General features: G+C 72.1%; 10 protein-coding genes and 1 tRNA gene. 7 read left to right on the top strand and 4 right to left on the bottom strand.

Features of this window, described 5'->3' with window-relative positions; all coding sequences use genetic code 11:
* Position 1 precedes the first annotated feature (1 nt).
* The 3 genes from NX794_RS03095 to NX794_RS03105 form a co-directional block, all read right to left on the bottom strand.
* Positions 2–886, bottom strand: coding sequence for a DivIVA domain-containing protein (locus tag NX794_RS03095; RefSeq protein ID WP_258776530.1), 885 nt, complete (start codon positions 884–886; stop codon positions 2–4).
* A 166-nt stretch (positions 887–1,052) separates the two neighbouring features.
* Positions 1,053–3,677 (bottom strand): SUKH-4 family immunity protein, encoded by a 2,625-nt coding sequence (locus NX794_RS03100; protein WP_258776531.1) that lies wholly within the window; start codon positions 3,675–3,677, stop codon positions 1,053–1,055.
* Positions 3,678–3,687: 10 nt separating this feature from the next.
* Positions 3,688–4,686, bottom strand: coding sequence for an SMI1/KNR4 family protein (locus NX794_RS03105; protein WP_258776532.1), 999 nt, complete (start codon positions 4,684–4,686; stop codon positions 3,688–3,690).
* 262 nt (positions 4,687–4,948) lie between these two features.
* Between NX794_RS03105 and NX794_RS03110 the strand changes: the two genes are divergently transcribed.
* Together NX794_RS03110 and NX794_RS03115 are read left to right on the top strand one after the other, a co-directional pair.
* Positions 4,949–5,464, top strand: a complete 516-nt coding sequence (locus tag NX794_RS03110) for a YwqJ-related putative deaminase (protein ID WP_258776533.1) — start codon at positions 4,949–4,951, stop codon at positions 5,462–5,464.
* A gap of 48 nt (positions 5,465–5,512) precedes the next feature.
* A complete protein-coding gene (locus NX794_RS03115) occupies positions 5,513–6,007 on the top strand; it encodes an SUKH-3 domain-containing protein (RefSeq protein WP_258776534.1) in 495 nt (164 codons plus the stop codon).
* 13 nt (positions 6,008–6,020) lie between these two features.
* Here the strand turns inward: NX794_RS03115 and NX794_RS03120 are convergent, their stop codons facing one another.
* Complete coding sequence (locus NX794_RS03120) at positions 6,021–7,334, bottom strand: sensor histidine kinase (RefSeq protein WP_258776536.1); 1,314 nt, start codon at positions 7,332–7,334, stop codon at positions 6,021–6,023.
* 166 nt (positions 7,335–7,500) lie between these two features.
* Between NX794_RS03120 and NX794_RS03125 the strand changes: the two genes are divergently transcribed.
* The 5 genes from NX794_RS03125 to NX794_RS03145 all read left to right on the top strand — a co-directional run bounded on the left by NX794_RS03125 (position 7,501) and on the right by NX794_RS03145 (position 11,959).
* Complete coding sequence (locus NX794_RS03125) at positions 7,501–8,373, top strand: terminase gpP N-terminus-related DNA-binding protein (RefSeq protein WP_258776537.1); 873 nt, start codon at positions 7,501–7,503, stop codon at positions 8,371–8,373.
* A 12-nt stretch (positions 8,374–8,385) separates the two neighbouring features.
* Positions 8,386–8,457: transfer RNA gene (locus tag NX794_RS03130), tRNA-Gln, on the top strand.
* Positions 8,458–8,579: 122 nt separating this feature from the next.
* On the top strand, positions 8,580–10,028 hold the full coding sequence (glmU, locus tag NX794_RS03135) for a bifunctional UDP-N-acetylglucosamine diphosphorylase/glucosamine-1-phosphate N-acetyltransferase GlmU (protein WP_258776538.1): 1,449 nt from the start codon (positions 8,580–8,582) through the stop codon (positions 10,026–10,028).
* Between the two features lie 152 nt (positions 10,029–10,180).
* A complete protein-coding gene (locus NX794_RS03140) occupies positions 10,181–11,161 on the top strand; it encodes a ribose-phosphate diphosphokinase (protein ID WP_258776539.1) in 981 nt (326 codons plus the stop codon).
* Positions 11,162–11,359: 198 nt separating this feature from the next.
* Positions 11,360–11,959, top strand: a complete 600-nt coding sequence (locus NX794_RS03145; RefSeq protein ID WP_258776540.1) for a 50S ribosomal protein L25/general stress protein Ctc — start codon at positions 11,360–11,362, stop codon at positions 11,957–11,959.
* Positions 11,960–11,969: the final 10 nt, after the last annotated feature.

Consider the following 11,969-nt stretch of genomic DNA (forward strand, 5'->3'; position numbering starts at 1 on the left):
GCTACTCAATGGCCCGGCCCGTCAGCGAGGACAGGCTGCTGCGCACGCTGTCCATGTGCGCCCGCACGTCGTCCCAGGTCTCACTGTGCTCGCACAGCAGTTGCTCCGTCTCCCCGGCGATGCGCTCCTCGCGCGCGCGGGCGTCCGCGACGATCTCGTCGGCACGCGCGCGTGCCTCCTCCTGGCAGCGGCCCGTGAACTCCTGCGCCTCGCGAAACTCCCGCTCGGCCTCGGCCAGCGCCTGCTCGGCCCGCCCCGTCCGCTCGGCGATACGGGCGTCGGCCGCGGCGGCCCGCTCGGCCTCCTCGTCTTCGGCCCGCGCGTCGCGCTCGGCGTGCTCCCGGGCCTGCTCGGCGATCAACCCCTCGGTGTACTGCCGCGCCTCGCGCACCGCGGAGAGCGCCTGCGCGCGCTCCCCCTTCACCGCGCGCCGGGCGGCGACGCGCAGTTCGTCGGCCTCGGTGCGCGCGGCGAGCAGCAGCCCTTCGGCGTGTTCGTCGGCTTCCGCACGGAGCGCGTCCGCCGCTTCCCGCGCCGCCCGGCGCACGCCCTCCGCGTGCGCCTCCGCCCGCGCGGTCTGCTCGCGCGCCGCACACCGCGTGCGCTCGCGGATGTTCTCCGCTTCCTCCCGCACGACCTGGAACACCCGCTGCGCGCTCTCGCCGAGCGTCTCGTACGTCTGCGGCGGCAGCGCGGCGAGGACCTCGCGCAGCCGTGCCGCCTCCGCGCCCATGTCCTTGGCGAGCACCGTCAGCCGGGCGGCCCGCTCCCACGCCGCGTCCCGGTCGAGCGACAGCGCCGCCAGGAAGGCGTCGACCTGCTCGGGCCGGTAACCGCGCCCCCGGACCGTCTCGAAGTCGTACGGCGGCATCGCTGCGCTGCTCACCTGGGGACCCCTCTCCACCGGACGGACACGACAGGATGATTCCGCGCACATCTTGATGGATCAGACGTAAGTGTGCATAACGCGACACTCCGCAGCGAAGAACCCACCGTGCGCGAGGCGCTGACGGTGGGTTCTCCGCGTGCTCACCCGGGCGGGGGCGTCTCCTCTACAACAGGCCGTCCCACAGCTGCTCCAGCAGCACCGACCACCAGCTCTCCGGCGAGCCGAGCGCCGCCGGGTCCAGGGAGGCGAGCTGCGCCTGGAAGTCGACGGTCCAGCGGCCCGCCTGCTCCTGGTTCAGCCCGTACCGCAGCCGCCACATCCGGCCCAGCAGCGCCAGGCAGCGCGTGAACTCCGGCAGGCCGCTGTTGACGAACTGCGGCGGCACCGGAGCACCGCCCGGACCCGCCTCCACCGGCACGGCCACGATGTTCGCCGTCCCGTACTGCACACACAGCGCCTTGCCGAAGTCCGTACCCATCACGAGGTACGACCCCGCGTCCGCCGCCGGCCGCACCCCGCGCTCGGCCGCCAGCTCCGCCAGCGTGGGCACCGGACGGCCCGGCTGCGCCTGCGCCCAGAAGAACGGGCCCAGGTCCACCGGCAGCCCGGCCACGACCAGCGTGTGCGCCACGACCGGCGGCACGCCCTGCCGCGACACCGCCTGGTGCTCGAACCGGAACACCCCGGGCCCGAACACCGCCGCCAGCTCCTGCGCGATGCCCTCCGGCGGGATCGCCGGGGCGGCCTGCACCGGCGGCAGCGGCGCCCGCACCGGCGCCGGCCGCGCGGGACCGTCCGCCACCTGGTGCAGCTCACCCTGGTGCGCCAGCAGCTCCCGCATGCCCTGCTGCCGGCTCGCGTGATCCGTGCCGTACGGCGCGATGCTCGCGATCCGCGCCTGCGGCCACTGCTCCCGGATCATCCGCGCGCAGTAGGCACCCGGCAGCTCGCACGACTCCAACTCCGTGTGCAGCTCCAGCACCTGGTCCGGCGGCACGTTCATCGCGCGCAGCTCGTGGAAGATCTGCCACTCCGGATGCGGCATACCCGGCGCCGAACGCCGGATCAGCTGCTGCTCCGAACCGTCCTGCGCCCGATAGCGCAGCACCGCCTGATAGCCGGGGCCGACGGTCGGCCGCCCCTGCTGCGGATACCCGTACGCCGGAACCTGCCCCGGCACCGGGCCGGCGGGCGGCATCGGCTGCGGGGGGCCGACGGGCGCCGGGGCGCCGGGGGCGCCGGGCACGGGCGGCGGCATGCCGGGGGCGCCGGGAGCCGGCGGCGAAGGGGGTGTGCCGGGGCCGGGCACCGGGGGTCCGGACAGCACGGTCTCGGCGTGGTGCACGGCACCGGGGGCACCGGGAACGCCGGGGGCACCGGGAGCGTTCGGGATTGCCGGCGCGGCAGGGGCGTTGGGCGTGCCGGGAGCGCCCGGGAAGGCGGGGGCGCCCGGCGGGTTCGGCGCACCCGGGGCTCCCGGGCCGCCCTGCGCGCCGCCGCCCAACTGGTTCGGATCGGCCAGCACCGTCGCCGCGTGGTGCACGCCGGCCGGGGGCGTACCGGGCGGACCGCCCGCCGGCGTACCCGGCGACTGAGGCGCGCCCGGCGCCTGCGCTCCTTCCGCGCTCCCCGGAGCAGCCGGGCCGCCGGGCCCCTCGGACCCGAGCGACGACACGAGCTGGGTCGGCACATACCCGCCCGCCGGCGCACCCGGCGCGGGCGGAGTCACCGCATCACCCGGGCGCACACCCGGCGCGCCGGGAACACCAGGCGGCGGAGGCGGCGCGCCCACCGGACCGCGCGCCCGCTTCGGCGGCGGCGCGGCCTTGCTCGTCGCGGCGTCCGCGATGTCCCCGGCGTGCGGCGCGAGCCGTCGCTCCGCACCATCACCCGTGTCCGTCCCGGGCCGCGCAGCGTGCGGCACACCGCCGGGCGGCTGCGGGTAGCCGTAGCCCGGAGCCGTCTGCGGGTAGCCGTACGGCGGCGTGCCGGGCGGCGGCGGAGGCGGCGGGCTGCCCTGCGGCACACCCGGCGCCTGTGCAGGATCGAGCGCCGGCGCCACCGCCGTCGGCGGCAGTTGGCTGCCGCCCGGCAGCAGCGCCGTCCTCGCCTCGGGCGTGGCCGCCGGCGGGTGCGGCGCCTCGTCCTCGGAATCGCTCAGCGGCGGCGCGAACACCGTCGCGGGCAGCGGCACGGAACGGTCGTCCTCACCGCCGTCCGCGTTCGTGTCCGTACCGGCCCAGGGCGTCGCCCCCTCCGGCACCTCCGGCACCTCGGCCGGAGCAGCCGCACCACCGGACACCCCGCCCGCCACCGGCACCCCGGCCTGCGTCTCCGCCAGCCCGGCACCACCGGAGGAAGCCCCGGAACCGGCGGCCGAACCCTCCGACGCCGCCGGGCGCCGCTCCCCGATCCCCAGCTTGTCCGCCGCCTCCTGCAACCACTCCGGAGGAGACAGCAGGAACGACGTCTGGTTCAGGTCGACCCGAGCCGCAGCGGGCGCCGGCACCGCGTCCTGCGGCCCGTCCGGACGGCCGTACTCCTCCTCGTACCGGCGGATCACCTCACCCACCGGCAACGCCGGCCACAGCGTGGCCTCACCGCTGTCCCGGGCGATCACCAGCCGCTGCGCACCCGCGTCCGACCGCGGACCCTCCGCACGGTCCTCGCCCCACACCACGAAACCCAGCTCGAACTCCCGCACCCGCACCTCACGGTGCTGATAGGCCGGGACATCCCCGTTGACCCACTCCTCGGCGCGCTCCTGCGCCTGCGCGTACGTCACCATCGCGTGCAGCTCACTCCCCCACCGGACCGGAAGACACCGGGACGACACGGGCGAAACCGCCGTCCACCATCAGACTGGCCACCGTCTCCAACTCCGGCGGATTGCCGGCCAGACGGGACAGGAAGCCATCGAAGTCGTCACCGCACGGCAGCAGCAGACGCTCCACCCGCTCCGCCGGCGACCACGAGGGATCCACGTCCCGGGCATCGTCGTACGCGCAGAACCACACCGAACCGACCCGCTCGCCCCGCACCTTCACCGCGAGCAGACCGCCCTGCACGAACGCGACGGCCAGGTAGTCCTTCGTCAGGTGGTCGCGCAGACACTTGTTGACGTACACCAGGTCGTTGACCGCCGCCTCCTCACGCACCGTGAAGAACGGCTGGTCCACCAGCAGACCCAGCTCCGCGTCCAGCGCCGCGCCCACCGGCGCACAACCACCGGCCGCCTTCAGGAACGAACGGTAGGCACCCGGCAGCCGGTACCCGAGGTCCTCCTCGACCCCCTGCACCTGCGCCTCCGTCACCGCCACCCCCAGCTTCGGCAGCCCGAAGTGCGCCGGACGCGTCTCCCGCAACGGCCGCGTCCCCCGCTTGCCGTGATCCACCCCCGCCGTCGCCACCCCGCCGTGATGCCGCAGCAACGCCTTCACCTCGACCGGAACCAGCTCCAGCCGCCGCGCCCCCACCACGTGATGCCACGTCCAGCCGTGCGGCGTCGCCACATCCGGCACCGTGTCCCACAACTCGTGCCCCGCCGCCGCCAACGCCGCGTTCGCCGACACGAAGTCCGTCAGCCGCAGCTCGTCGACACCGAAACCCTCCGGCGGCTCGGCGATCTCCACCGCCACGCGCGCGTAGGGAGCGAAATCCGGGTAACCGCCCTCATCGACCCGTACCCCTCTCGGGTGACGTGCCGCCCGGACCGGATCCGGAAAATGCACGACCTGCCCGGCATAGGCCACATTGGGCGGCGCGGCCTGTCGCTGCCCCAGCCGACCTGTCGTCATGGCGGTGCCCCCTGCGGCGTTCTCTCTGGCCTGAACGGCGTGTCGTACGCGGATGGCGACAGCCTATGCGGAACCCGAACCCCGGTCACCGGCCCACCAGGACCCCACCCACCCCACCCCTCCCGACTCCGTGACCAGCCGTCACCCCACCGTCACCACCACCCCCGACACGGGCGTGTCGCGGCGCCCCAGCTTCCGCACGAGCCACGGCATTTGGCACCCTGTGTCCTTCGGGGGGATGCCCGGGGAGGGAACAACGACCATGAAAACCATGCGGACCGGAGGTACCGACGTGCGGTCCGGCGACCCTCGCATCGACTGGAGCGGCACCGACACACCCCCCGCCCCCACGCTCCGGCACCGCCGCGACGGCATCCTGCCCGCCGTCGCCGCGGCCCTCTCCGTCCGCGGCACCACCCTCACCGGCACCGCCGCCCGCGGCGAGGAACCCCCCACCCTGCACCCGCTCGTCCAGGACTTCCTCGACGCCCTCACCAGCGCCCAGCGCGACCGCTTCACCGGCCGCTGCGCCGAGACCATCCTCATCTCCCGGCACCTCACCGCCGCCGACACCGCCCGCAGCAAACGCGCCGCCCGCAGACCCATGACCAACGGCGAAGGCCGCCGGGCCCTCAAACACGCCAAACTCACCGCCCGCCGCATACGAGAGGACGGCGACCCCCTCCACGGCAGCTTCGCCGCCCCCTGCCGCGCCTGCACCGCCCTCACCGCCCACTTCGGCATCCGCGTCGTCGACCCCACGGCAACCGACAGCTAAGACCGACAACACCCGCACCACCACGCCGGAACGACGAACGAAGGGCAGATGCACCCCGACCGCGCCTCCACCACCCGCTTCCCCGTCACCGTCGACGCCGCCCTGCGCGCCGCCGGCTGGCAACCCGGACGCTGGGACATACAACAGGCCGAGATCTGGGCCGACACCCTGCGCGAGCACGCCTCACCCGCGGGCCACCGGCACAGCGTCTTCCCCGCCGCCGTCGAGGCCTGGGCCGAATTCGGCGGCCTGCGCGTCGCCCCCTCCGGACCCGGCCGCCAGATCGCCCCCGCCCACCTCCACCTCGACCCCCTCCACGGCCTCCACCACGCCCGCACCCTCGGCGACCTCGGCCGCGCCCTCGGCACCGAACTCAGCCCCCTCGGCGAGGAGACCGACACCGCCGCCCTCCTCGCCATCGACGCCGAAGGCCGCGTCTACGCCCTCGACCACACCGGCGACTGGTACGTCGGCCCCGACATCGACCACGCCCTCGCACTCCTCGTCACCGGCATAGAACCCGCCCGCCTCACCGCCGGCTGACCTCCCGGGCGCGCTAAGCCGCCGGAATCACCGCCGACACCCGGAAACCCCCCGCGTCCGTCGGCCCCGACACGAACACCCCGCCCAGCCCCACGACCCGCTCCCGCATCCCCACCAGGCCGTTCCCACCCGACGGCAGACCCGCCGCCGACGCCGACCGAGGCTCCGGCGGCGGCTCGTTCTCCACCTGCATCGCGATCTCCGCCGCCCGATGCGCCAACCGCACCCGCGTCTTCGCCCCCGCGGCGTGCTTGTGGACGTTCGTCAACGCCTCCTGCACCACCCGGTACGCCGTCTGCTCGACCTCCGCCGCATACCCGCGCACCTCCCCCTGCACCGACAGCTCCACGACCATCCCCGCCGCCGCCGACTGCCCGACCAACTCCTCCAGCTCCGACAGACACGGCCCCTCCACCGCGACCTCCTCACCGGCCGCCCGCGAAGCCGCCGCCGCGGCCGCCTCCCCCACCGCCGCCAACGGCACCGACGCCGCACGCCGGCCCGCCTCCTCCCCCGCCCGCAGCACCCCCAGCATCTCCCGCAGCTCCGTCAACGCCTGCCGGCCCATGTCCCCCACCAGCGCGGCATTGCGCACCGCCTTCTCCGGATCCTTCCGCGCCACCGCCTGCAACGCCGCCGCGTGCACCACCATCAGACTCACCCGGTGCGCCACCACGTCGTGCATCTCCCGCGCGATCCGCGTCCGCTCCTCGTTACGCGCCCACTCGGCCCGCTCCTCCGCCCGCTCCGCCAGCAGCTGAAGCTCCCGCTCCAACGAGTCCGCCCGCTCCCGCAAGCTCTCCATCAGCCGCCGCCGCGCCCCCACGTACAACCCCAGCAGCACCGGCGGAGCCGTCAGCCCCAACGCCGTCGTCACCGCCGCGAACGGCACGAACCAGTCACCGAGCGTCAGATCGCCCCGCGCCATGTCCTGCCGCACCCGCACGAACGTCACGACCGCCGTCGCCACCAGCGACATCCCCGACAGCGCAACGATGATCCGGCGCGGCAGCTCGCACGCCGCCAGCGTGTACAGGCCGACGACCCCCATCAGGAAACCCATCTCGGCCGGCGTGACCGCGATCGCCACCAGCACGACCGCGATCGGCCACCGCCTGCGCACCAGCAGGACCGAACCCGCGATCAGGCCGAACACGACCCCCACCGACACCGGCACGCCCGCGTCCCGCGCGAACGGAACCCCCTCGGCGGCACACTCCGCGGCCGACACCAGCGCCAGACCCCCGTCGAGCACCGCGCTGCGCCACCTGCTCCACCACCACGGGCCGGTCAGGCCCGCGGCATGCTCTTCCCCCGTCATGGTCATACACCCAGCCTACGGGCGCCGGGTGCGGCTTTTCCGGTGACTTTCCCCGACCTCCACACACTACACGCCGTAACCGAACGCCCTCGAAACCCACCGAAATCCCCCGAACTGGTGAACCACCCCCGTTCGACCCCGGAACCTGGCATTCCACCCGGACGGTGGAGGCATGGCACAGACATCCGGCCCCTACGCCGACCTCGAAACCCTGCGCGAACAAGCCGTCGCACTGCGCCGCGCCGGGCACAGCCTCCGGCAGATCCGCGACGAACTGAAGATCTTCAACAACGACCTCCTCAACCACCTGGTCAAGGGCGAACCCCCACCCGCCTGGACCAAGCGCCCCCGCGCCAAGGACGACCTCCGCGCCCAGGCCCGCGCCTTACGCCTCCAGGGCTGGACCTACGACCAGATCGAGACGGAACTCGGCTGCTCCCGCAGCTCGATCTCGCTGTGGGTACGGGATCTGCCCAAGCCCGAGCGCCGCCGAACCCCCGAGGAGGCGTCGGCGATCGCACGTAAGGGCTGGGAGGAGAAGCTGCGCCTGCGGGACGAGGAACGCCGGCACACGAAGGAGGAAGCCAAGCGGGCGGTCGGCGGCCTGTCCGCCCGCGAGCTGTTCCTGTTGGGAGTCGGCCTCTACTGGGCCGAGGGCGGTAAGGACAAGCCGTACGCCCGCCGGGAGAACGTCTGCTTCGTGAACAGCGACCCCGGCATGATCGAGGTCTTCCTGGCCTGGCTTGACCTGCTGGAAGTGGAGCGGAGCCGACTGCGGTTCACGGTGATGATCCACGAGACGGCGGACATCGCGGCGGCCGAGCGCTACTGGGCCGAGTTGGTCGGCGCGTCTCCCGACTCCTTCAACAAGACCACCATCAAGCGGCACAACCCGAAGACGGTCCGCAAGAACACCGGCGACGGCTATCGCGGCTGCCTCGTGATCAAAGTCCTGAGGGGTGCCGACTTGTACCGTCGCATCGAAGGCTCTTGGTACGGCATAGTGTTGGGAGCCACCCAACCGATCGGCAAGATGTCCGATTAGACGGGTTTGCTATCCCCTGTGGTGTAATCGGCAACACAGTCCACTTTGGATGGATCATTCCAGGTTCGAGTCCTGGCAGGGGAGCGCATGCTCACTCGGGCCCTCACCGGCAACCCCCGGTCAGGGCCCGCATTCATACCCCCCGAAACTCCCCCCGGTATCCTGCGGCTGTCACCCCCACCCATTCAGAGCCGAAGGGCAACTCCGTGAGCGCCATCCGCCCGGCAGCCGTCGTCGTTCTCGCAGCGGGTGAGGGCACCCGTATGAAGTCCGCCACCCCGAAGGTCCTGCACGAGATCTGCGGCCGTTCCCTCGTCGGTCATGTGCTGGCCGCCGCCCGGGAGTTGCGGCCGCAGCAGCTGGTCGTGGTCGTGGGCCACGCCCGTGAGCAGGTGACCGAGCACCTGACCGCCGTCGACCCGGACGCGCGTACGGCCGTACAGGCGAAGCAGAACGGCACCGGGCACGCGGTGCGGATGGGCCTGGAGGAGCTGGGCGGTGCCGTGGCCGGGACCGTCGTCGTGGTGTGCGGGGACACCCCCCTGCTGACCGCCGACACGCTGAAGCGGCTCGCCGAGACGCACCAGGCGGACGGCAACGCCGTGACCGTGCTGACCGCCGAGGTGCCGGACGCGACCGGTTACGGCCGGATTGTGCGGGACGAGGCGACCGGCGCGGTGACGGCGATCGTGGAGCACAAGGACGCGACGGAGGCGCAGCGGGCGCTCCGGGAGATCAACAGCGGTGTGTTCGCGTTCGACGGGGCGCTGCTGGCGGACGCGCTGAAGAAGGTGCGGACTGACAACAGTCAGGGTGAGGAGTACCTGACGGACGTGCTGGGGATTCTGCGGGCGGCCGGGCATCGGGTGGGGGCGTCGGTGGCGTCGGATCACCGGGAGATCGCGGGGATCAACAACCGGGTGCAGCTGGCGGAGGCGCGCCGGATCCTGAACGACCGGTTGCTGACGCGGGCGATGCTGGACGGTGTGACGGTGGTGGATCCGGCGACGACGTGGGTGGATGTGACGGTGACGTTCGGGCAGGACGCGGTGGTGCATCCGGGGACGCAGCTGACGGGTTCGACGCATGTGGCGGAGGGTGCGGAGGTCGGTCCGAACAGCCGGCTGAAGGACACGAAGGTGGGTGCGGGGGCGCGGGTGGACAACACGGTGTCCGAGGGTGCCGTGGTGGGCGAGGGGGCGAGTGTGGGGCCGTTCGCGTATCTGCGGGCGGGGACGCGGCTCGGTGCGAAGGGCAAGATCGGTACGTACGTGGAGACGAAGAACGCGCGGATCGGTGAGGGTACGAAGGTGCCGCATCTGTCGTATGTGGGGGATGCGACGATCGGTGAGTACTCGAACATCGGTGCCGCGAGTGTGTTCGTGAACTATGACGGTCAGGACAAGCATCACACGACGATCGGGTCGCATTGCCGGACCGGTTCGGACAACATGTTTGTGGCTCCTGTCACGGTGGGGGACGGCGCGTACACCGCTGCCGGGTCCGTGATCACGAAGGATGTGCCGCCCGGTTCGCTGGCCGTGGCCCGTGGCCAGCAGCGGAATATCGAGGGTTGGGTGGCGCGGAAGCGTCCGGGGAGTGCTGCGGCGAAGGCGGCCGAGGCGGCGTCCGGGCGGGGCGAGAGCGAGGACTGACCGGACTCGTGTGCGCCAAACACGGCGTACCGTGATAAGTGCACATCCGCACGAGTGCATCCGCACCCCTACCAGCTGGTATCGGCCTCTCACGCCCAGCCGAGAGGTCGTCGAGCAGCCGGCTGGCTGACAACCTCTGAGGAGACAGTGCTGTGACCGGGATCAAGACGACCGGCGAGAAGAAGATGATGTTCTTCTCCGGCCGCGCCCACCCCGAGCTTGCCGAGGAGGTCGCCCAGCAGCTGGGTGTCGGGGTTGTCCCGACGAAGGCCTTCGACTTCGCGAACGGTGAGATCTATGTCCGTTATCAGGAGTCGGCGCGTGGTGCGGACTGCTTTCTGATCCAGAGCCACACGGCTCCGATCAACAAGTGGATCATGGAGCAGTTGATCATGATCGACGCTCTGAAGCGGGCGTCGGCGCGGTCGATCACGGTGATCGTGCCGTTCTACGGTTACGCACGGCAGGACAAGAAGCACCGTGGCCGTGAACCGATCTCGGCGCGGCTGATCGCGGATCTGATGAAGACGGCGGGTGCCGACCGGATTCTGACCGTGGATCTGCACACGGACCAGATCCAGGGCTTCTTCGACGGTCCGGTGGACCACCTGTTCGCGCTGCCGCTGCTGGCGGACTACGTGGGCGGCAAGGTGGGCCGGGAGAAGCTGACGGTGGTGTCGCCGGACGCGGGCCGGGTGCGGGTGGCGGACCGGTGGTGCGACCGGCTGGGTGCGCCGCTGGCGATCGTGCACAAGCGGCGTGACAAGGACGTGGCGAACCAGGTGACCGTCCACGAGGTCGTGGGTGAGGTCAAGGGCCGGGTGTGTGTGCTGGTCGACGACATGATCGACACGGGTGGCACGATCTGTGCGGCGGCGGACGCGTTGTTCGCGCACGGCGCGGAGGACGTCATCGTGACGGCGACGCACGGGGTGCTGTCAGGTCCGGCGGCGGACCGGCTGAAGAACTCGCGGGTGAGCGAGTTCGTGTTCACGGACTCGCTGCCGACGCCGGCGGAACTGGGCCGGGACCTGGACAAGATCAAGGTGCTGTCGATCGCTCCGACGATCGCGAGCGCGGTGCGCGAGGTGTTCGAGGACGGCTCGGTGACCAGCCTCTTCGACGAGCAGTGAGGTTCTGCACCCCCTCGCCCGGCATTAACTGAAGATCCTTTTGGTGCGGCCTCCCCCGCCGAGTAGACTGCTCAAGTTGCTCGGCGAGGGAGGCCGTACGCGTGCGTACGGCGGTCCGTTATCGACGCGCTCTTCGTAGCAGGCCGTTCGTGGCCGGGTGACCACGTCCGTACCCAGTTACTACGAGGAGTGATCCCCATGTCCGAGGTGAAGATCGCCGCCGAGTCCCGCACCGAGTTCGGCAAGGGTGCCGCGCGCCGCATCCGCCGCGAGGACAAGGTTCCGGGTGTTCTCTACGGCCACGGTTCCGACCCGCTGCACCTGACCCTGCCGGGCCACGAGCTGCTGCTCGCGCTGCGTACGCCGAACGTCCTGATCTCGCTGGACATCGACGGCAAGACCAACGAGCTGGCGATCCCGAAGTCCGTGCAGCGCGACCCGCTGAAGGGCTTCCTGGAGCACGTCGACCTGCTGCTGGTCAAGCGCGGCGAGAAGGTCACGGTCGAGATCCCGGTCCAGGCCGAGGGCGAGCTGGCCCCGGGCGGCAACCTGCTGGAGCACGTCCTGGCCGCCCTGCCGGTCGAGGCCGAGGCCACGCACATCCCCGAGGCCGTCACGGTCTCCGTCGAGGGCCTGGAGGCCGGTGCCTCGGTCCACGCCAAGGACATCAAGCTGCCCAGCGGTGTGACCCTGGCCGTGGACGAGGACGCGGTCGTCCTCCAGGTGCTGCAGGCCCAGGTCGAGGAGACCGAGGGCGAGGAGTCCGAGGAGGGCGAGGAGCAGGCCGCCGAGGCCTGATCCTCTTCGT

The organism is Streptomyces pyxinicus (assembly GCF_024753135.1).
Taxonomy (GTDB): domain Bacteria; phylum Actinomycetota; class Actinomycetes; order Streptomycetales; family Streptomycetaceae; genus Streptomyces; species Streptomyces pyxinicus.